Below are 25,367 nucleotides of genomic sequence, written 5' to 3'. Positions count from 1 at the left end.
TTCCGGTCCCCGATTGGCGAGTATGGACGAGCGAATCCACGAGCACGCCGAAGTACTGGTAGATTGGAGCGCACGGGTCGAGGAGGGAGACGACGTCGTCGTTCTCGTTGACGATGGCGCACACGAACTTGCCGTGGCAGTCGGTGAGAAACTGGGGGAACGAGGGGCGAACCCACTCACGGTGTACGATTCCGACGAGGTCGAACGGGCATTCCTCCGCGGTCACCACGGGGAGTTCGACGAAAGCCCCGGACACGAACTGACGATGTACGAAAACGCCGACGTGGTACTTCGACTCGCGGGTAGCACGAATACGACGGCGAAAGCCGACGTGCCGGGCGAAACGGAACAAGCGTACAACAAAGCGCGAATGGGCATCCGCGAAACTCGCCTTGGAACCGATTGGGTTTCGACGCTGCATCCGACTCGTGCCCACGCACAACAGGCCGGGATGGCCTACGAGGAGTTTCAGGACTTCGTCTACGATGCAGTCCTGCAGGACTGGGAATCGCTCGCGGAGGAAATGGCGAAGATGAAGACGATTCTGGACGAGGGGACCGAGGTCAGAATCGTCAAGGAGGACACCGACCTGACGATGTCCATCGAGGAACGCACCGCAGTCAACAGTTGCGCGACGGTCGCCTACGATTCGCACAACCTACCAAGCGGAGAGGTGTTCACCGCACCCCACGCAACCGAGGGCGAGGTGTTTTTCGACGTACCGATGACACACAGCGGCAAGCGAATTCAGAACGTCCACCTCACGTTCGAAGGCGGTGACGTGGTCGATTTCAGCGCCGAAACCGGCGAGGACGTGCTGGCCGACATCCTCGACACGGACGAAGGTGCACGCAGACTGGGTGAACTCGGTATCGGGATGAATCGCGGCATCGACCGGTTTACCGACAGTATCCTCTTCGACGAAAAGATGGGCGATACGATTCACCTCGCAGTCGGACGCGCTTACGACGCCTGTCTCCCGGAGGACGAAAAGGGCAACGACAGCGCGGTTCACATCGATATGATCACCGACATGAGCGAAAATTCACGAATGGAAGTCGACGGAGACGTCGTCCAACGGAATGGGACGTTCAGGTGGGAGACCGGGTTCGAAGCGTAATCACGAGCAGTCCCACCCGAATGTGAGGTTCGATTTGAACGCGGACCGTGCGCTATTTCCACCACTCACTCCGTCGTTCCCGCTCCGATGCGTCACGGAACGGCGAGGCCAGTTCCGACTCTTCGAGACCGAACCCGTATCCCAACCAGTAGCCAGTGTACCAGCCGATAGCGTCGGTATCGATGCCGGAAATCGAGATCGTCATTTTTTGATACTCCTCAAGCGCACCGTCTTGGTCGGGGTCCGTCCCTCGGACCCCGCCACAGGAACCGCTCGAACCGGGATTACACGACAGTTCGTCGGGAAACGTCACCACGATATCGGCATTCGCTCGGGTTTCGGTGAACGAAAACGAGACGTTCGAAGGGACGGTACCGCTCGCTCCACGAGCGTAGTAATCGAGCGCGTGCTGTACTTGCGCTCGAACGTCCTCTCGGTCGCCAGTTTGGCCGAGATAGACGGTGAAGTCTGCGTCGGCCCACGGCAGGTCGCGGTCGCTCGCGTTCGTAAAGGGCCGTGTCGAGAGTGCGGCTTCGGCGGCCATAATCGACTGCGGAGCAGAGCTGTGGTTCAGACCGAGCGTGTGACCGAGTTCGTGTTTGAGGATGAGAACGGTCGAATCGCTCGAAAACGAATCGTCGATATCCACGCGCATGGGGCGGGAAATCTGGGCGGCGTTCGTGATGTAGGGCGCACACCCGGCGGCGTGTTTGACTCGGGGGCAGCTTTCGACGTTCTCAACAAAGTTGACCACGAGGTCGGGGTCGTTTGCGTCCGGGGTGAGTTCGTACTCGATGTCGTAGCCCGCGTACTGCTCGCTGTTTTTCTCCCAGAAGTCGAGCGCCTGTCGAACATCGTCGGCGTACTCGTGTGAGGGGTTCGAGCTCGCGTTGATCGCCACGGTTACCACCGACTCCCCCCACGGGTTCGATCGGTCCGCAACGGCCCCCATCGTTCCTTTCGTCGGCTCTCGTATCGATTCGCTCGTCGTCCCCTCGGTTCTGTCGTCCTGATTCGTATCGGTCGTCACGTCGAACTGTGTGCCAGCACAGCCGGAGATGACGAGACAGAGTACAAGTAGTAGGACACGCCGCGTCATTATCGTACAGACGGGCCGAAGTGATATCAAACCTTGCGACTCCGGAAGTTACAGTCGAAATCGAGCGTGTGGCTGTACGACTCCGATTCGACCTGTATCGTGGCGTGGTCGATGCCGAACTGATCGCCCAGTTCCCGTTGACAACGCCGGAGCACCGAATCGGAGTCGACGCCATCATCGACCACGACGTGCGCCGAAAGCGTACACTGCGTCGAGCTCAGGGACCAGACGTGAACGTGGTGAACGTCCCTGACGCCCTCCAACCCGACGAGATATGCTCGAACCTCGTCCACAGAAATACCGGACGGCGTACCCTGCAGAAGAATGTTCACACTTTCCGCAAAGAGGTCTTTCGCGGAGTATAACACCAGAAACGCGACGAGGACGGCAAACAGCGGGTCGAGCACGTACAGGTCGGTGAACACGAGCGCCACGCCGACGACGATTGCCGCTACGCTTCCCGCCGCATCCGCGAGCAGGTGCAAAAATGCGCCTTCGACGTTCAGCACGCCTCGGTGCTCCGAGAGAACCCATGCACCAGCGAGATTCGCCAAGAGGCCGAGGACGCCCACGACGATCACGAGTTGTGCATCGACCGGTTGTGGATTCCCGAACCGACGAAGTGAATCGTAGAGGACGTAGCCGACCGCAACCAGCAAGAGGAGCCCGTTACCCAGCGCGCCGAGGACCTCGGCGCGCTGGTAGCCGTAGGTTCTGCGGGCGTCGGGTGGCCGTGCGGAAACCCACGACGCGAAGAGCGCGAGTCCGAGACTCGCGCTGTCCGTGAGCATGTGAACCGCATCCGCCAGGAGGGTCAGCGACCCGGAATATACTGCGCCGAGCAGTTCGACGACGAAGAAGACGGTGTTGATAGCCAGTGCGATGGTCAGCGCGCGAAAACTGGTATCGCTGGAATCGTCGCTCGCAGCGGTGTCGGTTCTGGCGTCGTGGTCATGCGCCATCGAGAGACGTACGTGCCGAAGGCTATCAGTCGTTGTGGGGAAACCGAATCGCTCGACGCTATTCGTCGTCGGGGGTGACCCCCGCTAGTCGCATCGCGTTGCTCGTCACGCCAAGGCTCATCCCCATGTCGCCGATGACGATCGCTTGCGCGACGGTGACGAGGCCGATCGGCGCGCCGACCGCGAGGACGGCTTTCACGGCGAGGCTCGTCCAGATGTTCTGCCGGATGACGCGGTTTGCCTTTCGGGCGAGCCGTCTGAGATACGGGAGTTTCGAAAGGTCATCACCCATCAGGGCCACGTCGGCGGTCTCGATGGCGGTGTCGGTGCCTGCCGCACCCATGGCCACCCCGACGGTTGCGGCGGCCATCGCAGGTGCATCGTTGATACCGTCGCCGACCATTGCGACACCGCCCTCAGTGAGTTCCTCGACGGCTGAAACCTTCTCCTCGGGAAGGAGTTCGGCACGGAACTCGTCCACGCCGACCTGCTCCGCGATTGCGCGGGCGGTCCCTTCGTTATCACCGGTGAGCATGACCACGCGGGAAACGCCCAAGCCGTGGAGACGTTGAACGGCTTCTTTCGCGCCAGGGCGGACTTCGTCCGCGACGGCGATGACGCCCTCCAGTTCGTCCTCGGTGCCGACGAGGACGATGGTTTTGCCCTCTTGCTCGAGTCGTGGAACGACCTCCGCGAGCAGGTCGAGGCAGTCGTCCCGACCGTCACAGATGCTCTCCGGTTCGACCATCTCACCTTGCTGTGCGATCGCGCCGCCATCGGTCGTCATGTGCGTGTGTTCGAGGTCGAAGCCCAACTCGGCGAACAGGGCCGGTTTCCCGGCGTAATGTGTCACGTCGTCCAAATCCGCGCGAACGCCCTTTCCGGTTAGGCTCTCGAAATCGGATACCTCGCGCTCGCCAACGCCTTGTTCGTGGGCGTGGTCGATGATGGCACCGGCGATGGGGTGTTCGCTCCGGTGTTCGATACTGTGCGCGCACTGGAGTACGTCGTCCGCACTGTTGCCGTTGAGCGAGATCACGTCGGTAACGGTCAGTTCACCCTTGGTTAGCGTGCCGGTTTTGTCGAAGGCGATCGCATCGAGTTCGCCCATCGCTTCGAGATGATCGCCACCTTTGACGAGAACCCCGTTTCGTGCGGCGCTGGTGAGCCCCGAGACGATACTGACGGGCGTACTGATGACGAATGCACAAGGACACGCGACGACGAGGAGGGTGAGTCCGCGGACGAACCACCGTTCGAAAGGTGCGCCGAAGAAGAGCGGCGGCACTGCTGCGGTGAGAATCGCTGCGACGACCACGATAGGGGTGTAGTAGCGCGCGAACCGGTCGACGAACTGCTCGTGGTCGGTCTGGTTGCCCTGTGCGTCCTCGACCATCTCCACGATGTGCGAGATGGTCGAATCGTCCGCTTCCGCGGTCGCTTCGACTTCGAGATAGCCCTCCTCGTTTACCGTTCCGGCGAACACTTCGTCACCCGTTTCTTTCTCGACGGGGACGCTCTCACCCGTGATCGGTGCCTGATTGACCGAACTCGTTCCCTCGTGGACCTCACCATCGACCGGGATTTTCTCGCCCGGGCGGACGATGACGACGTCACCGATGTGAACCGATTCGACGGGAACCGTCTCCTCGCCGTCTTCCCGGCGAACGGTCGCCGTGTCAGGGGAAAGATCCATCAGTTCTCGAAGGGAGTTACGAGCACGATCCATCGAGAACCGTTCCAGCAGTTCAGCGACGCTGAAAAGCACTGCGAGCGTCGCGGCTTCGAAGTAGAGGCCGACTGCGAGCGCGCCGAGGATGCCGACGGACATCAGCAGGTCGATATCGAGGCTTCGGTTCTTCGCCGAGTAGTAGCCGTTTCGGACGATTTCTTGTCCACCGATTGCAGTGGCGGCGAGGAACCCAACGCCGGCAACAGTTAGCGAGTTACCGACTGCGGAGACCAATTCCGGGTTCAAAGACGGTGTTATGAACTCCAAAACGAGGCCGAAGACGAGGAAAGCGGCCCCGGCCCACGTCTTCAGTGCACGGGTACTCGTCCACACCGCGTGGGGCGATTCGACCGCCGGTCCGTCGTCGCTCGCCACTTCTTCGACTTCGTATCCCGCGCTCTCGACTGCCGCAACGAGGGTCTCACGGGATGTACCCGCGGATGCCGTGATGACGACACGGCCTGATGCGGGTTGCGTATCGTATTCCTTGACACCCGAAACGTCGGAAAGTGCGTTCTCGACTTTTCCGGCGCAGGACGGACAATCCATGCTAGGAACCGACAGTGTCTCCGTCCGCTCGTCATCCGTGTCGTCTATCTCGTAGCCTGCGTTCGTTACCGCGGTTCGGATCGCGTCGGTATCGGCCCGGTCGGGGTCGAAGGTTACCACTAGTCGGCCGGAGGCGACTTGCGCGTCGATGTCCCTGACGCCAGCGACCGATTTCACGCTCTTCGTCACTTTTCCGGCACAGGATGGGCAGTCCATGCTCGGAACGGAAAGACGAAGCGTCTCGGTCCCGGTATTGCTCATTATCTACCCGTAGTTGCCGAGTAGTTATTAATTGCACTGCCACAAAACCGGCACATCTTAGGCCATCCTTATTAAATACACAGTTAATATTTAATAAGAAGGCGCGCGTCTGACGTTCGTTGTCCCCCGTTTCATGGGCGCTTCGTGATAGACCTCCGTATCAAAAGCACTGTTTAGGACCGTTCAATCCGTTATTACGTCGTTGAAACGGGAAACGATGCTTAACCATCGTTCTCACTTATTGGGTTTGGTACCGAGTCGCTAACCGGGCAGCATGACGTACATCAAAGCAAGTGCCGCCTTGGCGATGGTCGTAATGGAACTACTCGCCGGGGTTGCAATACTGGCTCTCGCGTTCGGCATCTGAAAATCGGCTGAGGGGAGTAAGCCCCCTTCTGTTCGGCTCGGCATTCGGCTAAGCGTCCGCACCGTGTGTCCGGGCTACCATTGTGGCGCGGACTTGCACCGGCAAGGATTCGCCGTTCCATCCATTCTTCGTGATCCGCGTGTTGACAGAGTCAACACGACGTGGCGTGACAGACGTCACGCACCCTTAGTGGGTTAACTCCCTCCCCTCTCGGGTCGGTTCGCGCACTGCATCGGTCACACGAAGTGGTCTCGTTTCTGTTCCAGAGCCAGTGGTCTCCCACTCCGGACTTGCGCCCGGTTGCCTGCTCGGACGGTGGGGGGACTTTCCTCACGTGAGTGCTGATCATCAGCACCGTCAACCGCGGGAACCGAGCTCCCTCTGCCGAAGTAAGCTAGCCCATGCTCGTGTTTAAGCCGTTCGGTCGGATTAGTCATGGGGGCTTAAAACCAGCCAGATTGAAGGGAAGCGTTGAAGATGCTTCTGTGCATAAGATGATTGTATGTCTGAGGCACAGGCAGTTTCCCTCACCTACGAGGATGGCACGCGCGCGGTCGAACTCGCACGGGAGGCGGTGAACTCATACGTCATCAATGGACAACGAGAGCAACCGGGCAGCATGCGAGAAGCATTTTACGCCCGAACTGGCGTCTTCGTCAGGCTAGAATCCACTCGTGGACGCGGGAGCCTGCGCGGGTGCGCTGGTGCCTACGACACGAGCGAACAGTTAGGGCATCAAATCGTTGACTCCGCCATCGCGGCCGCCAGCGGGGATTCCTGCGGTTCCGAGATCGAACCCGCTGAGCTGTCGAATCTCAACATCTCCGTGTTCATCGTCGAGAACACCGTGTTGACGGATGACCCCGTAAACGACATGCGATTGGGTCGTCACGGCATCGCTGTCGAAGGCAACGGACAGCACGCATGGATGTATCCGACGCTCCCCGTCGAACACAACTGGAGCGAGTTCGAATATCTCGACCGCGCATGTCGAAAAGCGGGCCTTCCCCACGGTGCGTGGGAAGACGACGACGTCTTCGTCACACTCATCGAAGGGCCAGTGTTCCGCGAGCGCGAACCCGAAGGGAGTATCGAGCGAATCTAAAAGCCGACCATCGATGAGTCGTCGCGCGCGCGACGAGCCGCAGTATCCACGTCGAATTCTCGGACGATCGTGCCGTCACGAATCAGCGGTTGCAGTAGCGGTTCGCCGTCCGCATCGTGGCGCGCGAGGCCGATGTGATGATCACCGTCGGTCGTTCGATACACTTGTTTCCTTCCGGAGAGCTTTCCACGTTTTGCCACCGGTTCGCCGTCGATTTCCACGATATCGAGGGCGAAATCCACGGGTTCAGCGTTGCTGATGTAACTGCCGACACCAAATCCGTCAGCGACGTCACTCAGTTCGAGAAGGTCGTCCGGACCGAGTCCACCGCTGGCGAAGATATCTACGTCCTCGAAACCGTGTGAATCGAGTTCCCAGCGCAGTTCGCGCAGAATGTGTCGGAAGTTTCCTCGACGCGAACCGGTCGTATCGATACGAACGCTGTCGAGCGAATCTCCGAGCGTGTTTGCCGCGCGAAGTACCTCGTCTTTTTCGTCCGAAAACGTGTCACAGAGCGCGATACGAGGGACGTCCTCCTCGACTGCCTCGTCGAAGGCCCGCCACGCTTCCTCCTGTTTTCCGCTTCCAAAGCAGATGAGGAGTGCGTGCGGCATGGTTCCGCTCGGGTCCGTTCCGAGGATTTCTCCTGCGGCAACGTGTGAAAATCCATCCAACCCGGCGACGAGGGCCGACCTTTCGACGACTGCTGCGATCGACGGATGAACGTGTCGCGCGCCGAAGCTCACCACCTGGGCGTCCGGGGCTGAAACACGTGTTTCGAGTGCGTTCGTGGCCATCCCCGAGGCGTGTGAGAGAAATCCGAGGAGCGAAGTTTCGTACCGCGCAAAATCGAGGTACCGTCCTTCGATGGTACAAACAGGTCCTCCGTCGAATAGCCGCCCTTCTTCCATCGCGTCCACGTCGATCGGTAATCCTTCGAGGAGGTGGGCCGCATCTTTCATGCCGGAGAGAAGTTCAAATTCGCCGCTCGGGAACTGGTCGGCAGTTACCTCGGCGACGACGTGTGGATTCTTTCCCGCGGATGCGAGTGTCGTCTCGGTGCGCAAGAAGTAGGCGTCCGTCGCGGTTCCGTCGCGGATCGCATCCTCGGAAACCACGTCGAATCGGTCGCTCACGCGAACCACCTGTTGCTCATACTGGGGAGTTTCCCCGCGACAGCGAAAAAGCACCGGGTTTGTCGATAGTACACCTTCGAATCGAGAACGAAATCAGCCAATCAAAAACGAACGCGAGAACTATGCGTTCGGTGCGGAGCCGTGTCGAACGTCGGAGAGATCGCTCACTGTGGGCGCATTCACGATGACGACGGTGTCGCCGTTTTGCTGGATATAGAAGGCGTCGCCGAATCCAGTGCTATCGGGAACCCGCCACGTGTTTTGTTTGCTATCGACCTGCTTTGCATTCCGATAGTTGAGCAGTTTCTTATACGCATCCACGAATTCGGTGGCGTCTTTTTTCGAGTCCCACTTCGTCTTGAAGACGTATCCGGTTTCGTTTGTAGCCGTATCGTCGTTCGTGTATACGACTATTTTGTCGCCATCCCAGCCGTTCGTTGCCTTGCTCCGATAGTTCAGCGGGTCGAACTCTTTCAGTTTTCCCTCGTTGTTCATGTTGAAGAACTTTCGGGCAGGAAGGATCTGGGTACTTCCCTGACTCTCGTAGTAGGGGTACATGAGCATCGAGAAGATGCCCGCTTCGCCGACTTCGCCGAAGTTCGGACGACCCTTCGGTTTCAGACGTTTCCAGCCGTTGCTGGTCGTATCCCGCACGGTAATCTGTGCGGGCTTGTCGTTCGGGTATTTTTTCGGATGGATGACTTGTTCCGTACTGGCTGGCGGGTTTTTATAGAGGTCGTTGACACCCTTCCAGCCCTGTTTTTCGTGAATTCGCTTCACGAACGGTGGGCCATCGCTGTACGGTTGATATTTGACGAGATACGGGCCGATGTTGGCGAGTTGGCCGCCACCACTGCTCTCGCTTTTGTCCGACATGAGGCACGTTCCTTTCCATTCGCTGTTACATCGTTGTTCGTAGAGATAATCGAGATAGTTACCGTCGCCCTCGATGACGCCATCGATAGCGTTGTGGCGTTCTCGAGTGGATTGGTCGAACGATTTGAGGTCGAACGTCTGGTCTTGAAGCGCGTGGAACAGCTCCTGAGACAGTGTAATCTCGTTCATCTTGGGCGACGTCTGGTTGTTCGAGATGATGACGATGGATTCCTTGCCAGGACTGTAGTAGCCGCCGACCGACGATCCGGAGTTCCGACTCTGCACCGCAATCGAGTCGGTCGATTCGTCGATCATCATCAACGCCTCGAACTTGACGTTATCGAACAGCCTACGCTTCGGCGGCGTCGTCTGGTTGTCTTGCTCACTGCGGAACTGGTCGCGCGAAATGACTTTCACGGGAACCTTCCTTTCGAATTCCAAATCTCGGATTTTTTCGACGCGAGCCATTGACCGACTGACGACGGCGTCTAGTTCCGACTCGTTCAACCCGTCGTCCCGTGTGACGGAGATCGTCTCGTTGAACCAGTAGCCTTCCTCCCATCCCAAGACGTCGTCGTCGGGGTCGGCCGGGTGAATTGCCTTCTTTTCACCCGGTGGAGCTGTGGTTCCGGGGTCCTGCGTCGTGTTCGTCACGTCGGGTCCACTCGTGGTCGTATCGTCACCGGGTGCCGATGAGCACCCCGCTAGCACGAGCATAAGAGCAACCGCGACAGCGGTAATCGTTCGCATTCCTGTAGCAGACACCTGGAACTACTGTGTAAAAAAGGTCGTGAAAGTGATGAGATACGACAAGTCGGCGACCTCCGAAATCGTTTGGTGCATACATTCCCTAGAACCAGTATGAACTTCGACCCAGATTCGACGGCAGTCGTCGTCGTCGATATGCAAAACGGGTTCTGCCATCCGGACGGAAGCCTCTACGCACCAGGCAGCGAGGAGGTTACCGACACGATTCAGGCACTACTTTCTCGCGCGCGCGAAGCGGGTGCAGCAGTCGTCTTCACCCGTGACGTTCACCCACCGGATCAGTTCGAGGGGAACCATTACTATGACGAGTTCGAACGCTGGGGAGAACACGTCGTTGAGGGAACATGGGAGACGGAAATCGTGGACGAACTCGACGTGCACGAGGACGACCACATCGTAACGAAATACACCTACGACGCCTTCTATCAGACCGACCTCGAAGGGTATTTGGATGCTCACGGCATCAACGACTTGCTTATTTGTGGAACATTGGCTAACGTCTGCGTCCTCCACACCGCCGGAAGTGCCGGACTACGGGATTTCAAACCCGTCATCGTAGAGGACGCCGTGGGCTACATCGAAGAGGGACACAAGGAATACGCCATCGAACACTCCGCGTGGTTGTTCGGGGAGGGTGCGAAATTGGAGGACATCGAGTTCGAGTAGGCGCGTGTTTTTTCGCCAGGAAGTATCACGACGATCGAAGGAGGACCCCGCCGAAACAGCCGAACGAACCAACCCTTTCCAAACCGAACCCGAACCAGTGACGGAAGATGACAACCCCGAGGACGACGTGAACTACCGCGACCATCCCGAGAAGTACGGCGAAAACTACGAAATCGGTCGAACCGAGAAGGGCGTTTTTAAAGTCGAACCGTACAAATCGGAACTCCTCCCTCACTGGTCGTACGCCGACCCGGAATCGGCGCGCGAATCCGCCGAGAAACTCTTCGAGCAGTACGAAACGTACCGGGAAAACGATGATTTCGTGGGGATGGATATGGCGCGGAAATACTGTCAGATGGGGTTCACGCGGGCGATGCGCTATGCGAAGTACCCCGGCGGGGAAAAATACGACGACAATGGCGACGAACGCGAGCCGAAACGGTGGGCGGACCCGAAAAAAAGAGCGGCAGCGAAGGTTTTTAAGCGAAGGTGGGACCAGATCCGCCACGATGAAAAATACCAGCGGCTGAAAAGCGAGTATCAAAACCGGACGCAGTAGCCAGCAACGACCCGAAGATGCAGGATCGGGAGCGTAGCGAACGCGCTCTCTATCCGAGAAAGCCAAATTTCACCGGATACTTACCGAAACCGAGTCACCGACGGAGAAATCGTGGCCCGGATGAACGAGTTTCGCGCCGAACTGCTCGCGCGAGACGAACAACGAGAGACCGGTGATTGACGTTCCGTTTGCACGAATCTCCACGTCGTTCCACGTCACGGTTCGTCCGTTAGCCACACCGACGGGTGAACCGGCGAGCGACACGACGTTCTGCGGACTGTCATCACTCACGCACAGCGCTCCTCCTCCCTCGTAGTGTGGCAGTCCGCCGTCCAGCACGGTACTATCGGGACCCCCGACGCCAGCAATTCCCGCGAATCGTTCGCCGGGTGCAGGGTGCGCCGGTGAGTCGAGAACGACGAACGTCTCGCCCGTCTCGACGACGCGGCCCGTACCATCCCACGCGAGGGGTTCGATTTCGACCGACAGGTCGATTGGAAGCGACCCTGAGGCCCGGACCGGGTCCGAATCTCGAGGGCGAAATCCGAGATGGATGTGGTTTGCGACCCACGGCGCAAAGAATCCCGACCGGACCATCTCGCCCAACGAGTCACCGACTTCGACGATGTCACCGGGTTCGACGGTCGGTTCGACGTGAAGCATCCGCGCCAGATACTCACCAGTATCAACGACGATGAGGTAGTCGTGTGCCACGGCGTAGGGTTTTCGGGGTGCAGTCACCGTTCGGGTATCGACGACCTCGCCAGCAACAGGACTCGGGGCGCATGTCTCGCGGGACGCTTCGCTTCCCGTTTGACTGCCAGGATACAAGTCGATGGCACAGCCCTCATCGTGGGCAGTATACGGCGAGTTGTAGAGCGAAAAACGTGGATAGCGCGCGAGTACCGCCGGTGGAAGCCCGACCATGGATCCATTCCGGACCGAGAGCGTTTACATACATCGGGTTACAATGGGGTGCTATGCGCGTGCTTCGTGGCCGGGCCGAGACACGAGACGACGACCGAGCGGTCACTGCCGCGATGCTCACCGAGACCGCAGAGAGTGGCGAGGCTGCCGTTCGAGTGTGGACACCACATAGACAGATCGCGTTCGGACGACGGGATGCTCGCGCCGACGAATTCGACGTAGCCAAATCCGTCGCCGAAACGTGTGGATTCGAACCCGTCGAACGAAGCGTCGGCGGACGCGCCGTCGCGTACACTGGTACGACGGTCGCGTTCGCTCACACCGTCCCGCTGTCCGATATTCGGACAGGAATGGAGGAGCGGTACGCCGAGACCACCGAAGCGGTTCAGCGTGCCTTCTGGCGACTCGGCGTCCCTGCCCAACGGGGCGAACCGCCGCGGTCGTTCTGTCCCGGTGACTACTCGCTCCAGTGGAAGGGAAAACTCGCGGGCGTCGCACAGCGGGTTCGAACCGGGGCGGCGCTCGTCTCCGGGGTCGTCGTCGTGGACGACCACGACGAAATCGCGGGAGTGCTCGACCCGATTTATGCGACACTCGGCGTGCCGTTCGACTCGGACTCCGTCGGTAGCATCGCAAACGCTGACGGGGATGCCGACCCCGACCGCGTTATCCAAACCATCGAAGCCATGCTCGTCGGCGAGGAGGAGACGATGGTCGAACACATTGGCGACCGAGAGACTTAGGACGCTTCCCGAAACAGTGGCCAGTATGCTTACGATTCGGAACGCGACGCTCGCGGACGGGAACAAGCGGGACGTTCGCATCGACACCGAGGCGGGACGGATTTCCGCAATCGGGTCCTCGCTGACGGAGTCCGGGGAACAAATCGACGCGACCGGAAAGTTGCTTTTACCGGGGGCAATCGACGCCCATGTTCACTTTCGACAGCCCGGCTTCTCCCACAAGGAGACGTGGGAGACGGGGAGTATGAGCGCCGCCGCAGGTGGGGTCACGACCGTCGTTGATCAGCCGAACACGAACCCGCCGACGGTGGACGGCGACTCGTTCGACGAAAAAGCCGAACTGGCGACAGCATCATATGTCGATTACGGAATCAACGGTGGCGTCACACCGGACTGGGAGCCGGAGTCGCTGTTCGCCCGCCCGATTCTCGCGTTGGGCGAGGTATTTCTCGCCGATTCGACCGGGAAGATGGGTATCGAGGAGGAACTCTTCCGCGAAGCGGTCGAACGTGCCACCGACGATTACGTCGTCGTGACGGTTCACGCCGAGGACGCTGACTTGTTCGACGAAGACGCGAAATCGCGCGACGACGATGATGCCGACGCGTGGAGTGCCTACCGAACGGCGACGGCCGAGGCCGCCGCCGTCGAGCGTGCCTGTGAAATCGGTAAGGAACTCGGTGGGCGGCTACACATCGCCCACACCAGCACGCCGGAGGGCATCGATGCGGCACACGAAATCGGGGCGACCTGTGAGGTGACACCCCACCACCTGTTCCTCTCGCGTGACGACCTCGACGAACTCGGGACGTTCGGACGGATGAACCCACCACTTCGGAGCGAAAAGCGACGCGAGGAAGTGTTCGCACGTGTGGCGGACGGAACGGTCGATATGATTGCGACCGACCATGCACCCCACACCCGAGACGAGAAGGACGCGGGTATCTGGGACGCACCGAGCGGCGTCCCGGGCGTCGAAACGATGCTCCCGCTACTGCTCGAAGAAGCCCGCAACGGAAATCTGAGTTACGACCGTGTGGCCGACCTCACCGCCCGAAATCCGTCGAAGGTGTTCGGTTTGCCGCGAAAGGGGCGTATCGAAGAAGGACGGATGGCCGACCTCGTACTGGTTGACCCTGACGAGAGTCGCGAAATTCGGGGCGACGGCCTGCACTCGAAATGCGGTTGGACGCCGTTCGAGGGGAGAATGGGCGTGTTTCCCGAACTGACGATGGTTCGCGGGAACGTCGTGTTCGAAGACGGTGAGTTCGGGGAGGCGGTCGGCGAGAACGTTCGCGCCTGAGAGTCCCGCGTTTACGGGCACCCCGTCCATCGCACCATAATTCAAGTTTGTTCAATCGAAATACACGATCATGCAAGCAGTCGTCCTCGCTGCTGGAAAGGGGACCCGCCTCCGACCGTTGACCGACGAAAAGCCGAAGGCGTTAGTCGAAGTGGCCGGAGCACCGATTCTCACGCGCTGTTTCGGGACGTTGGTCGAACTCGATGCCGACGAACTCGTTGTCGTCATCGGCTACGAGGGGGAGAAAATTCGGGAGTACTATGGAGAATCGTTTGCCAGCGTGCCGATAACCTACGTCTGGCAGGATGAGCAGTTGGGGATGGCACACGCACTTCGACAGGCCGAACCCCGTGTCGAAGGCGACTTCATGTGTATGGACGGAGATTGCGTGATTCAGTCCGACCTCCGTCCACTCCTCGAACGGCAACGTGAGGACGCAGTCGATGCCGTACAGCAAGTCGAGTTCGTCTCGACGGAGGAAGCGCGCGTAAAGGCGATCTGTGACGTGAACGAGGGCGGCGAACTGCTCGGAATCGAGAAGGAACCGGACGACCCACCAAATCCGAGTCTCGTCGCGGCGGGGTTCGCCGTTTACAGTCAAGCGATGTTCGACGCCTGTGCGGACACGGAGCTATCCTCCCGGGGCGAGTACGAACTCGCCGAAGCGATTCAGCGGTTCGTGGATGAAAGGACGATGCGAGCGATGACGACGGACGGATGGTCAGTCAACATCAATACACCCGAGGAGCGAGAGATGGCGGAGCAACGACTTCGCTGAGATATCGAGCCGTCACGATTACTCGCTCGCGAGTCGAATAATGACGTGCCATGCAACAGGGGGAGATAACGATTCCAGTCGATACCGTTCGGCTCGAAGGAAATCTGCGGATTCCAGCGGGGGCATCCGGAATCGTGCTGTTCGCACACGGAAGCGGAAGCAGTCGAAAAAGCCCGCGAAACAACTTCGTGGCCGAGCGACTGCAGGAGTTTGGCCTCGGTACCCTCCTGTTCGACTTGCTCACCGAGACGGAAGACACCGCCTACGAGAATCGGTTCGATATCGAACTGTTGACCGACCGTCTCGTCACGGTCACGGAATGGATCGAAGCGCAGGCGGGGTCGGATGAGTATCGCCTCGGTTACTTCGGGTCCAGTACGGGTGCGGCCGCCGCGCTTCGTGCGGCGGCACGCCGCCCTGCGACCGAGGCAGTCGTGTCGCGCGGTGGGCGCGTTGACCTCGCCACGGCGGTACTGGACGACGTTTCTTCGCCGACCCTGTTCATCGTTGGCGAACGCGACGAGCAAGTACTCGAACTGAATCGAGAAGCCTACGATCGATTGACCTGCGAAAAGGAACTCGAAATCGTGGCTGGCGCGGGACACCTCTTCGAGGAACCGGGAACGCTGGAGACCGTTGCTGACCTCACGGGTGAGTGGTTCGCATCGCGTTTATAGCCGACGGCAAGCACCAGTAAGGGGGTCCTCACCCTCGATGGGCGTCGAGGAGCGAGCGTCGTTACAGAACTGACCGGTGAGTGTCCTCGTTTCACCGACGCGCTCCTCTACGAAGACGGGCTGATGTGCCCAATGTCACTCGGGCAGAATGTACACACGGTCACACTACAGGTACGATCGGTGAGGCTGAATACGGTTCTCTTACGGAAGAAAAAACGGGATAACCGCGATCGTTACCCCGATGAGCGTACAGAATAGCCCGTACGCTTGATATCGTGCAGTTCCGAATTCGCTGAGTTCGCCCGTTGACGCGATCGCAACCTTATGTCTGATTTCAAATGTTTGTTGTGGTCTTGTCGCTACCGCGACGCCGATTGCGGCGATGAGAAGCCCCACGAACGTCGATTCGAGAACGACCATATCACTCCCAATTATGATATGTGGCTAAAAACTTTACGGCCTAATATGCCGCTCGCAAGACGAGCGTCATCACGCTTGCACCGATCATCCATCCGGCACCGGTACTGCCGATGACTGTCATCGCGCGTCGAGAATCCGCCTCCGTCCAGTTGGATTTCGAACCGAGGCGTTCGTTCATGCTTTCGACGGCTTCTCCGGCGAAGACGGAACCGGACCAACCCAACAGTGCGAATCCGAACGCGAGCGCCGCGACGGAAAACACCTTTCGACTGGCGAACGCCACCGTTTCACCGGACAAGACGACGAGCAAAACACCGATAGCGCCGAGCGCTATCCCTCGGAGAGCGAACCGAGAGACGAGGCGAACGCGCGGGAAAAGATAGCCGGACAGGTTCATCAGTCCACCGTTTCACGCATTCGCGGGTCGAGCGCGTCCCGCATCCCATCACCGAGTAGGTTGAATCCCAACACCGTCACGGCGAGGAATAGGCCGGGGAAGAACGACCACCACCACGCGCTCGGGACGCTGAAGAGGCCGTTTTTGACGCCGTTCGAGAGCATGAGCCCCCACGATGGGGTTCCGGCTTCCGCACCGAACCCGAGGAACGAGAGCGCCGCGAGGTCGATGATGGCGAGGCCGAAGTTGAGCGTGCTCTGTACCGTAATCGGCGCGAGGCAATTCGGCAGAACGTGGCGAATCAGCACGCGAGGGTTCTTCGCCCCGAGCGCCACTGTCGCATCGATGTACTCGTCTTCGAGCACTTTCAGTGCCGCACCGCGGACGACACGCGCGAACCGTGGCGTATACACGAGCGTCAATGCGGCGACTGCGCGCCAGAGACCCCACTTGTCGGGGAAGATGGCGACCAGTGCCAGCGACAGCAGGAGTGCCGGGAACGCGAGCAGAACGTCCATCGTCCGCATGATGACGTTGTCCGTGAGATCGCTGTAGTAGGACGCAACGACACCGAGTCCGACGCCGAGGAACGTCGAGGCACTGACCGTGACCGTTCCGAACAGCATCGCGTACCACGCACCGTAGAGGACACGGGGGAAGAGGTCTTGTGCTTGCAGGTTCGTTCCGAAGAGGAACTGCCCACTCGGGGCGGCCAAACTCGGTTGGGAACCGATCTGTGTCTGCTTGATAGCGGTAAGGTCGATCGTCAGCCGAGCGTAGACGGCGACCACGAGCATGAACAGGATGATTGCTAATCCGGTAACTGCGAGGCGATTCGACAGGAGTTCAGAGAGGAACGGCGAGGCCCGCAGACGCTCTACAAAGCCGCGGGAGGTTGCCGTTTCGCTTGATTCAGTTTGTGTGCTCATTGTTCAATCCTCGGGTCGAGGTAGGAGTACGTCACGTCCACGAACAGGTTGACGACCGTGAACAGGAACGCGAAAGTCAACACGGTTCCCTGTATCACTGGGAAGTCACCGACTTCGATAGCGTCCACGAGCATGCTTCCGATGCCCGGGATGCCGAAGACGGTTTCCGTCAGTACGGCCCCACCGAGCAGGGTTCCAAACTGGATACCGATGACGGTGACAACCGGAATCATCGCGTTCCGGAAGCCATGTTTCATCACGGTGATTTTCGCACCTTGTCCCTTCGCGCGGGCAGTCCGCATGTAATCCTGCCGAATGATTTCCAACATCGACGAGCGCATCATCCGCGAGATGAGCGCCATGGAGTAGATGCCGATGACCGCGGCCGGCAGAATGAGGTGGAGTACCGCCGACTTGAACGCCGGAATGTTCCAGTACAGCAGTGTGTCCAATGTGATGAGGCCGGTTACCTGGTTGATACTGTACGCAGACCCGATACGGCCACTCGGTGGCACGAGACTCAGGTACTGGGCAAACAGCAGGATGAGCAGTGGTCCACTCCAGTAAATCGGGATGCTGATTCCGGTCAGGGCACCGATACGAGTGAGATGGTCGGTGGCGGAGTCCTGCTTGATGGCGGAAATTATCCCGAGTGGAATTCCGAAGAGGATACCGAGGAACTGGCCATATATCGCCATCTCGATCGTCACGGGCAGTCGGTTCCGAAGGATCTCGGAGACCGCAACGCCTTTCCGAATCTGATAGGATTCGCCGAGGTCGAGTTGAATCGCGTCCCAGAGGAACTGTCCATACTGCACCCAGATGGGGCGATCTAACCCGAGTTCGTGGCGAACCTGCCGAACGAACTCCTCCGACGCACGTTGGCCTGCAACCACGCGTGCAGGATCACCCGGTGCGAGCTGGAGAATGGCAAATACGAACGTCGCTACCCCGAATAGCACGGGTATGAGTAGCAACAGTCGTTTGACAACGAACCGCTTGGAGATCATCAGCCGAAACTGAAACGCGTGGGGTCAAAAAAGCCTCGTTAGGGAATCACAACCCGTTAGTTGATTTTCACCAGACGGAGGAACGGACCGCTGATAGGTGCGAGTTCGAACCCGCTGACATTCTTGTGAACGCCGCGAAGGTCTTTCGCGTGGTCCATGAACACCCACGGTGCCTCGTCGTGAGCGATTTTACCGGCTTTCTTGTACTTCTCTTTACGTGTCGCCTCGTCGTAGGTTGCCTGCGCGTCCTCCACGAGTTTCATGTACTCCGTGTTCGCCCACGCTGCGGCATCGAGCGTGTTGATGTTGTCGTGTTTGCTCGGGTCGATCCAATCCTGTCCGCTCGGCACCTCGTCGATGGAGACGCCGGGGTGGAGCAGCGCGTAGTAAAAGTTGTCCGGGTCGGCGTTGTCCGTCATCCAGCCGAGGAAACACGCGTCGTGTTTGTACGAGTCGGTGTAGCTCAGGAACGGGTCGAACGCCTGTTGCTTGATGGTTACGTCGATACCGACCTTCTTCAGGTTCGATTTGACGGTGTTCGCCGCCTGAATCGGACTCGGGTTGTAGGTACGTGGGTTCTTGAACGTCGCCAGTTCGAACGAGAAGCCGTCACCGTAGCCCGCTTCTTTGAGCAATTTCTTTGCCTTCTCCGGGTTGTGTTCGTATGGGCTTAGACTGTCGTTGTAGCCCATCACGCTGCTCGGGATCGGTTGGCTGGCCTGTTTCGCGATGCCGTTGAAAATGGTGTCCACGATACCTTTCGTGTCGATGGCGTGGCTGATGGCCTTTCGTACCTTCTTCTTTCGGAAGGCTTCGACCTTGGACATGTTGAACGCCATGTAGCCGACGTTGATACCGGCGTCAGAGACGAGTTTGGTGTCGCCGGATTTTTCCACTTGCTGTGAAGACTGCGCGCCGAGTCCGTCGATAATCTGTGCATCGCCGGAGATGAGCGTTTGTGCGCGCGACGTGTTGTTGCCGACGACCGTGAACACAACTTCGTCCACGTGCGGTCCTTCGCCCCAGTAGTCGCTGTTCTTTTCGAGGCGAACGCGGTTGTTGCTCTTGTCCCACTTCTTCAGCTTGAACGGACCGGTGCCGACGGGGTCGGATTTGAGACCCTTACCCTTGTCTTTGATAGCCTTCTCGGAGTGGACCGCGGAGACGAACATCGCAAGGTTCGGCAGAATAGGCGCGTACTTCTTGCTCATCGTAATCTTCAGTTTGTGATCGCTCGGGGCTTTGACGTTGTCGATAACGCCGAGCGTATATGGACCGTACGACGATGCGTACGATTTACCGGGGTAGTGTTCGTAGCTCTCGTCCACGAATCGGCGGTACGTGGCGACGAAGTCGGAGGCGGTGAACTTCTCACCGTTGTGGAATTTGACGTTCTTTCGGAGGTCGAGAGTGACCGTTTTCCCGTCGACGTTCCAGTTCGTTGCGAGTCCCTCGGTTAGAGAGGTCTTGCCGGGTTTGAACGCGATGAGCGTATCGTAAATCTGGTTCGTGACTTTCGCAGCCTCGCCGCTCGTCGTGTTCTGGAAGTCGAGCGAGCCGGATTTGTCACCGCGGGCGTAGGTGAGCGTCCCACCGCCACCACTGCCACCACTGCCGTTATTATTGTTACCGTCTCCACTGAGACAACCGGCAAGTGCCGCCGTTGCCGCAGCACCACCAGCCGCTTTCAAGAAACTACGTCTGTTCGTTATGTTATCGCGTGACGCCATACGGCACTGTGCTCACATGTGCCATATAAACATACCGAAGCCATAATAGATAGTGTACGTACGAAACGACGGATAAAATCAGTTTCAATTATCGATTTTTCAGTCACAACTCGATGAAAAGATAGAAAATAATGGAAACTTGTTGTCCTGTCAATAGAATCAGATTCGAGACGAGTTGGATACGAGTTCGGCAGGGCAGATTCACTCTGCCGAAGGAATCAGGATACTACCGATATTATTCAGGTTGTTCGTAGAGGTGGCATGCCGACGGATGTGCGGAGTCTTGCAGAACCGGGGGCTGTCGCTCACAAACGCTCGTGAACCGATCACGCAAGAGTGACTCGACGGATTCCCAGTCACCCGTTTCGAGGTGGTCGAACGACCGTTCGACGATCTCTCGGGGTTCCCCCGTCGGTTCGGTTTCGAACAGACGGTCCCAGAGCACTGCACGGAAGGAATCGTTCGGCGGCGTCCCACCGTCCGTCGCAGTCGCCTTCTGTACAGGAGCATTCTCCCCCATCGCTTCCTCACGAACGGATTCGAGGTTGATGGCCCGGTTTTCGACTCGTTCGCGATAATCCATCACCTGTCGATACGCCTGCTGGTCGATATCCATCCCCCCCGGCGGGATGATCTGTGGACATCGCGTTCGGAAGTGACACCCACTCGGTGGATCGATGGGCGACGGGACGTCACCCTCGAGGATGATACGGTCGTCGGTGTCCACCCGTGGGTCGGGTTCCGGAATCGCCGACAACAGTGCTTGCGTGTAGGGGTGTTTCGGATCGTCGAACAACTCATCAGTGTCCGCGATTTCGACGATTTCGCCGAGGTACATCACTGCCACACGGTCGGATATATGTCGTACAACCGATAGGTCGTGGGCGATGAACAGGTACGTCAGGCCGAACTCCTCTTGCAAGTCTTCGAGCAGGTTGATGATCTGGGCCTGCACGGACACGTCCAATGCCGACACCGGTTCGTCAGCGACGATGAAATCGGGGTCAACAGCGAGTGCACGCGCGATGCCGACACGCTGGCGCTGTCCGCCGGAAATTTCGTGCGGGTAGCGGTCGCGCTGACCCGGTTCGAGGCCGACGTTTTGCATGAGTTCTTTGACGCGCTCGCTGCGGTTCCCTTTCGCAAGTCCGTGAATCTTCAGCGGTTCGGCGATGATCTGACCGATAGTCATCCGTGGGTCGAGGCTGGACAGCGGGTCTTGGAAAATCATCTGCATGTCCTTGCGCGTCTCCCGAAGCCCATCGTCATCCAATCCGCCGAGGTCAGTACCGGCGAAAACGATGCGCCCATCGGTCAACTCCTCGAGACGGAGAAGCGAGCGACCCGCAGTCGATTTTCCACAGCCGGACTCGCCGACGAGTCCGAGCGTCTCACCCTCGTAAATATCGAACGAGATTCCATCGACCGCTTTCACGCTTCGGTTCTCCTCGGCGAGCCATTTGTCGAGGAAGTCGTCCGCGCGCGAGTAGTGTTTTTTCAACTGGTCAACGGTTACCAGCGACTCGCCGGTTTCGTGTCCGCCAGCCGAGACGCTCTCGTACTCCTCGATATACTCCTCCGTGTCGAAGTCTTCGAGAACACATTTGGCGCGGTGGTCGACTTCCTCGGGTCCATGCTGAAGGTGTGGGATGTCGCCCTGCGTGCACTCCGGTTTCGCCCACGGGCAGCGTGGTGCGAAGTGACACCCTTCGGGCATGTCGATGAGGTCGGGAACGTTCCCGTCGATGGGCGTCAGGCGCTCCCTGTCCTCGCGCGGGATGGATTCAAGGAGTGCGTACGTGTAGGGATGGCTCGGGTTGTGAAATATTTCGTCAACCGGTCCGACTTCGACGAGGTCGCCCGCGTACATGACCGCAACGCGGTCGCACGTCTCCGCGACGACGCCGAGGTCGTGTGTGATCATGAAGACGGACATTCCCAGTTCGTCCTGCAAATCGTTGATGAGGTCGAGGATTTGTGCTTGAATCGTCACGTCCAATGCCGTCGTCGGTTCGTCCGCGATGAGCAGTTTCGGTCTGCACGCGAGCGCAATGGCGATGAGGACGCGTTGGCGCATCCCACCGGAGAACTCGTGGGGGTATTCCTCCACGCGGGATGCGGGTTCCGGAATCCCGACTTCCTCCAAGATGTCGATGGTGTCCTGAAGGAGCTCCTCGTCCATCTCGTTGTTGCCGAGTTTGGGCGCGATTTCACGAACCGCGTTCCACCAGTTGTCGTTCCGCTTGCCGTCGTACTGATGGAGACGAAGGCTCTCCGCTACTTGTTCGCCAACCGTCAGCGCGGGGTTGAGCGACGTCATCGGGTCCTGGAAAATCATCCCCATTTCGCCGCCACGGATGTCCCGCATGACGGATTCAGGTGCAGACATGATGTCGATGTAGCCCTCATCGGGGAAGACGTACTCACCGACACCCTGTGGATACTTGTCGGCGAATTCGGTAGCGATGTCGTCGTGCTGGAATTTGATATCGCCTTCGACGATTTCACCCGGGTCGTCGATGAGTTGCATCGCGGAAAGCGCGGTAACACTCTTTCCGGACCCTGATTCGCCGACGAGCCCGACCGTCTCACCCTCGCGGATGGATAGTTCGAAATCGTCCACCGCCTTGACCGTTCCCCGCTCCGTATGGAACTGCGTCTTCAAATTCGAGATGGACAGTAAATCGGTCACAGTTACGCGGGTATCCTTGGCGGGTGAGCAAAAATCGTTCGGTTGGGTGTAGCACACGATATTCGAGGGAGAGGTCATGTATCGGCGTGGAAAATAGGCGTCCGGGCGGACGAGTCGAAACGGTATGAAAAACCGTCCGAGCTGAATTCCTGGAAACAACACGGTGGCTTCTCCCTGAACAATTTCTTTCGAGAACTATACCTAAGAGGACAATGGATCGTCTATCCGAGTTCGAGTCCGCACCTGAACGTCGATTTCGAACGACGGTCGAACCGAGAAGTCGTGGGCGATGAACTACAACCGCAGTACCATCTCCAACTCGAAGCTCTCCGCGTCGGCAGTCTCGAATCCGACGTTTCTGTAGAGGTTCACGGCGGCGCGGTTCCAGCGTTCGACCGTGAGCCACACCTTTTCGATCCCCGCTTCCTTTCCGTGGCCGAGAAGGGTACGGATGAGGTGCGAGCCGATACCCGCGCGCTGGTACTCCTGGTGAACGAAGATGGCGAGTTCGTACGCGGAGTTTCCGTCGGGAACGAGCGTCGCGTGGCCGGCGACTTCGTCGCCATGCCACCCGATGACATTCAGTCCGTCGCCGTCGGTCAGCGTCTCCACCCAATCGCGGACTCGCTGTTCCGTGGCCGGGGGTATCCCCTGTGCTCGGTCGGCAGGGTCGAAATCAACGTACATTCGAACGAGCGGTTCCTCGTCCCCGTCGTCGAACGGTCGGATTTCGATTTCCCGGTCCTCGCGGTCGGTAAACGAGAGCGGTGGCTCCGGAAACGGTCCGGCAGGCTCGTCCGGAAATCGTCGGTTCTCGTTCATCGTACCAGTTTCACCGACACGTGGGAATTCAACAGGACGAACTCGGCGATATGTCCAAGTCGAATTTTCCCCATCGGACTGCGTTGCCCGCCACCGAGGACGATTTGGTCGTAGCCTTCGTTTTCGGCGATGTCAAGCAGTCTGCTCCCAGGGTCGCCGGAGACGTCACGAACGGTGGCGTCGAGGTCGGCATCCGAGAGCACCGCTTCTACCTTCTCGCCGATTTCGTCTTTCGACCGGTCGCTTTCCGGGTTGTCGAGGATAGCAACCGTCAAGTCATCGTCCGCGAGCACCGCACGCGAGACGGTTTGATCGAGTGCAGTGAAAGAATCGTCGCTTCCACCGATTCCCAGCAGTACGTTCATACTACCCCCATACCCGCCAGGTGCCAAAACAATTGGGTGCGATACGCTTTTGCACCCTGCTTGGTAACGACGGCGTATGTCGAACGACCCCTCCCCGCCAGAACCCGAGACGGAGGACACGAGCAAGATGGACGGGACGGACGAAGTTGACGAAGCGAACGAAATGAACGAAGGAGGCGAAACGGCGGTTGGAGATGCAAGGTCAGAAAGTTCCGGTTCAAGCACTTCGAGCGCGCATAAAGCGGAATCCGAAGTGAATTCCACATCCGAACTTCCCCCGGACGTGCAAAAATACGCGCGTTTCAAGAAGATGGACGGCGCACAGTACGACCGCGTCAACGAGTTTCTGCGCGACCGAACGTACATCACCGCGCGCGAGTGGGCGATTGCCCGACTCTGTGCCGACTTCCGAACCGAAACGGGCGTCGAAATGACGAAAATCGGCAACAACCTGCCGTACCTCATTCCGTTCATGACCGACACGTACACGCCTCAAGCGGTCAATCAGGCGCGGTCAGCGTTCGAGGATAAAATCAGAAAAGCTGGTGCGACCTTCCTCTACGGTGCGATGTCCGGATTCTTCACCGCTGAAGAGTTGGACGACGTGATGTACGAAGTAACGGAAGTCGCGAAGTTCCTCCTCGAAGTCGAGGGTGTCGACCTCTCCGTGGACGATGAACTCGCCGCCGAGGACCGGATTTCGAGCGTCATGCGCGAGGTGCGCGAATCGAGCGAACAGTTGCGTCACGACGAGATGGAGTGTCCCCACTGTGGGCACGAAATCGGCGAGGAGGAGTAACTACTCGTCCGCGTCGGTTGATTCCGCATCGTCCGATTTTTCGGGGTCCGGCGGTTGGAACACCGTTGGGTCGTCGTGAGTAAACTGAACGCGGTCCTCGCTCAGCGTTCGGATGTAGGTGTACATCGTTCCCGCGTCCATCGCTTCTCGTAACATCTTCTCCGCACCACGAACGTCGTAGTATGCCGGATAACAGACCGCAGCGTCTTCGTCGTGGTCTTCCATGACGACCACGACGAAGACGAGGTGGTCGCCCATCGCTCGATAGACTTCGAAGGCGTCGAACTCGATACCGTCGTCGAGTAGCCTCTCGACCGCTTCGAACTCGTTGTCCGGCACGAGCACATCCAACCCAAACTCGTCGTCCTGTTCCGTCCAGAGTGGCGTCACGTCGCCCGGGTGGAGTTCCAACGTGTTCCACCCCATTTCCTCGTACTCCGCTGCCGTCGCTTCCATGTCTGCGATGACATCCTCCCAAAATGGCATCGCTCGTGAGTGTGCCGTAACGTTCGGCGTCGTCCCGTCCATACACCGATGGGCGGTTTTTTCGCGTAAAAACGTTGTGTCATTCCGGT

Annotated in this window: 24 protein-coding genes and 1 other RNA gene; 9 read left to right on the top strand and 16 right to left on the bottom strand. The window is 58.8% G+C overall.

All coding sequences use genetic code 11. The features are described from left to right. Positions 1-22: 22 nt before the first annotated feature. On the top strand, positions 23-1,120 hold the full coding sequence (locus OOF89_RS07450) for an aminopeptidase (RefSeq protein WP_266074770.1): 1,098 nt from the start codon (positions 23-25) through the stop codon (positions 1,118-1,120). Positions 1,121-1,172: 52 nt separating this feature from the next. On the opposite strand, the gene OOF89_RS07445 is transcribed toward OOF89_RS07450, so the two are convergent. The 4 genes from OOF89_RS07445 to rnpB form a co-directional block, all read right to left on the bottom strand. Next, on the bottom strand, positions 1,173-2,219 hold the full coding sequence (locus OOF89_RS07445) for a matrixin family metalloprotease (protein WP_266074768.1): 1,047 nt from the start codon (positions 2,217-2,219) through the stop codon (positions 1,173-1,175). 26 nt (positions 2,220-2,245) lie between these two features. Next, the gene (locus OOF89_RS07440) at positions 2,246-3,181 is read right to left on the bottom strand and encodes a cation diffusion facilitator family transporter (protein ID WP_266074766.1); all 936 of its coding nucleotides are present in this window, start codon (positions 3,179-3,181) and stop codon (positions 2,246-2,248) included. A 58-nt stretch (positions 3,182-3,239) separates the two neighbouring features. Continuing rightward, complete coding sequence (locus OOF89_RS07435) at positions 3,240-5,723, bottom strand: heavy metal translocating P-type ATPase (protein WP_266074764.1); 2,484 nt, start codon at positions 5,721-5,723, stop codon at positions 3,240-3,242. 372 nt (positions 5,724-6,095) lie between these two features. Beyond that, positions 6,096-6,476: RNase P RNA component (gene rnpB / locus OOF89_RS07430), an RNA gene on the bottom strand. 116 nt (positions 6,477-6,592) lie between these two features. Between rnpB and OOF89_RS07425 the strand changes: the two genes are divergently transcribed. Then, positions 6,593-7,195: a TIGR00296 family protein gene (locus OOF89_RS07425; protein ID WP_266074763.1), complete on the top strand. Its 603-nt coding sequence runs from the start codon at positions 6,593-6,595 to the stop codon at positions 7,193-7,195. Here OOF89_RS07425 and OOF89_RS07420 read toward each other — a convergent pair. Together OOF89_RS07420 and OOF89_RS07415 are read right to left on the bottom strand one after the other, a co-directional pair. After that, positions 7,192-8,331: a nicotinate phosphoribosyltransferase gene (locus tag OOF89_RS07420; RefSeq protein ID WP_266074761.1), complete on the bottom strand. Its 1,140-nt coding sequence runs from the start codon at positions 8,329-8,331 to the stop codon at positions 7,192-7,194. The genes OOF89_RS07425 and OOF89_RS07420 overlap by 4 nt on opposite strands. Positions 8,332-8,451: 120 nt before the next feature. Continuing rightward, positions 8,452-9,957, bottom strand: coding sequence for an Hvo_1808 family surface protein (locus OOF89_RS07415; RefSeq protein WP_266074758.1), 1,506 nt, complete (start codon positions 9,955-9,957; stop codon positions 8,452-8,454). Positions 9,958-10,068: 111 nt separating this feature from the next. On the opposite strand from OOF89_RS07415, the gene OOF89_RS07410 reads away from it, so the two are divergent. Together OOF89_RS07410 and OOF89_RS07405 are read left to right on the top strand one after the other, a co-directional pair. Next, complete coding sequence (locus OOF89_RS07410) at positions 10,069-10,641, top strand: cysteine hydrolase family protein (protein WP_266074756.1); 573 nt, start codon at positions 10,069-10,071, stop codon at positions 10,639-10,641. A 97-nt stretch (positions 10,642-10,738) separates the two neighbouring features. Further along, positions 10,739-11,200, top strand: a complete 462-nt coding sequence (locus tag OOF89_RS07405) for a DUF4385 domain-containing protein (protein ID WP_407661600.1) — start codon at positions 10,739-10,741, stop codon at positions 11,198-11,200. 69 nt (positions 11,201-11,269) lie between these two features. Here OOF89_RS07405 and OOF89_RS07400 read toward each other — a convergent pair whose 3' ends face one another. After that, positions 11,270-12,127: a hypothetical protein gene (locus OOF89_RS07400; RefSeq protein ID WP_266074753.1), complete on the bottom strand. Its 858-nt coding sequence runs from the start codon at positions 12,125-12,127 to the stop codon at positions 11,270-11,272. Positions 12,128-12,180: 53 nt separating this feature from the next. On the opposite strand from OOF89_RS07400, the gene OOF89_RS07395 reads away from it, so the two are divergent. The 4 genes from OOF89_RS07395 (at position 12,181) to OOF89_RS07380 (ending at position 15,628) form a co-directional block, all read left to right on the top strand. Next, entirely contained in the window at positions 12,181-12,870 is a 690-nt protein-coding gene (locus tag OOF89_RS07395) for a lipoate--protein ligase family protein (RefSeq protein ID WP_266074751.1), read from the top strand. A 25-nt stretch (positions 12,871-12,895) separates the two neighbouring features. Continuing rightward, entirely contained in the window at positions 12,896-14,173 is a 1,278-nt protein-coding gene (locus OOF89_RS07390; protein ID WP_266074749.1) for a dihydroorotase, read from the top strand. 70 nt (positions 14,174-14,243) lie between these two features. Next, positions 14,244-14,951 carry a sugar phosphate nucleotidyltransferase gene (locus OOF89_RS07385; protein WP_266074747.1) on the top strand — a complete coding sequence of 236 codons (708 nt, stop codon included), beginning with the start codon at positions 14,244-14,246 and terminating at the stop codon, positions 14,949-14,951. Between the two features lie 50 nt (positions 14,952-15,001). Further along, positions 15,002-15,628 carry a dienelactone hydrolase family protein gene (locus OOF89_RS07380; RefSeq protein ID WP_266074745.1) on the top strand — a complete coding sequence of 209 codons (627 nt, stop codon included), beginning with the start codon at positions 15,002-15,004 and terminating at the stop codon, positions 15,626-15,628. A 201-nt stretch (positions 15,629-15,829) separates the two neighbouring features. Here OOF89_RS07380 and OOF89_RS07375 read toward each other — a convergent pair whose 3' ends face one another. From OOF89_RS07375 to OOF89_RS07340, 8 genes are all read right to left on the bottom strand, one after another. After that, entirely contained in the window at positions 15,830-16,048 is a 219-nt protein-coding gene (locus tag OOF89_RS07375; protein ID WP_266074743.1) for a hypothetical protein, read from the bottom strand. A 40-nt stretch (positions 16,049-16,088) separates the two neighbouring features. Beyond that, entirely contained in the window at positions 16,089-16,445 is a 357-nt protein-coding gene (locus OOF89_RS07370; protein WP_266074741.1) for a DUF7268 family protein, read from the bottom strand. Continuing rightward, positions 16,445-17,374: an ABC transporter permease gene (locus OOF89_RS07365; RefSeq protein ID WP_266074739.1), complete on the bottom strand. Its 930-nt coding sequence runs from the start codon at positions 17,372-17,374 to the stop codon at positions 16,445-16,447. Before OOF89_RS07365 ends, OOF89_RS07370 begins: the two co-directional genes overlap by 1 nt. Continuing rightward, positions 17,371-18,384 carry an ABC transporter permease gene (locus OOF89_RS07360; RefSeq protein WP_266074737.1) on the bottom strand — a complete coding sequence of 338 codons (1,014 nt, stop codon included), beginning with the start codon at positions 18,382-18,384 and terminating at the stop codon, positions 17,371-17,373. Before OOF89_RS07360 ends, OOF89_RS07365 begins: the two co-directional genes overlap by 4 nt. Before the next feature lie 56 nt (positions 18,385-18,440). After that, entirely contained in the window at positions 18,441-20,114 is a 1,674-nt protein-coding gene (locus OOF89_RS07355) for an ABC transporter substrate-binding protein (RefSeq protein ID WP_266074735.1), read from the bottom strand. 235 nt (positions 20,115-20,349) lie between these two features. Continuing rightward, positions 20,350-22,806 (bottom strand): ABC transporter ATP-binding protein, encoded by a 2,457-nt coding sequence (locus OOF89_RS07350; protein WP_266074733.1) that lies wholly within the window; start codon positions 22,804-22,806, stop codon positions 20,350-20,352. 294 nt (positions 22,807-23,100) lie between these two features. Then, entirely contained in the window at positions 23,101-23,628 is a 528-nt protein-coding gene (locus OOF89_RS07345) for a GNAT family N-acetyltransferase (RefSeq protein WP_266074731.1), read from the bottom strand. Further along, positions 23,625-23,993 (bottom strand): universal stress protein, encoded by a 369-nt coding sequence (locus tag OOF89_RS07340; protein WP_266074729.1) that lies wholly within the window; start codon positions 23,991-23,993, stop codon positions 23,625-23,627. The genes OOF89_RS07345 and OOF89_RS07340 overlap by 4 nt, the downstream gene beginning before the upstream one ends. A 76-nt stretch (positions 23,994-24,069) precedes the next feature. Between OOF89_RS07340 and OOF89_RS07335 the strand changes: the two genes are divergently transcribed. Then, on the top strand, positions 24,070-24,792 hold the full coding sequence (locus OOF89_RS07335; RefSeq protein ID WP_266074727.1) for a DUF5806 family protein: 723 nt from the start codon (positions 24,070-24,072) through the stop codon (positions 24,790-24,792). Here the strand turns inward: OOF89_RS07335 and OOF89_RS07330 are convergent, their stop codons facing one another. Further along, a complete protein-coding gene (locus tag OOF89_RS07330; protein WP_266074725.1) occupies positions 24,793-25,320 on the bottom strand; it encodes a DUF7529 family protein in 528 nt (175 codons plus the stop codon). Between the last annotated feature and the right edge of the window lie 47 nt (positions 25,321-25,367).

It is taken from the genome of Haladaptatus caseinilyticus (assembly GCF_026248685.1).
GTDB classification, from domain to species: Archaea; Halobacteriota; Halobacteria; order Halobacteriales; family Haladaptataceae; genus Haladaptatus; species Haladaptatus caseinilyticus.
The sequence above is the reverse complement of the archived record's forward strand: the minus strand, read 5'-3'. Positions and strand labels throughout refer to the sequence as shown.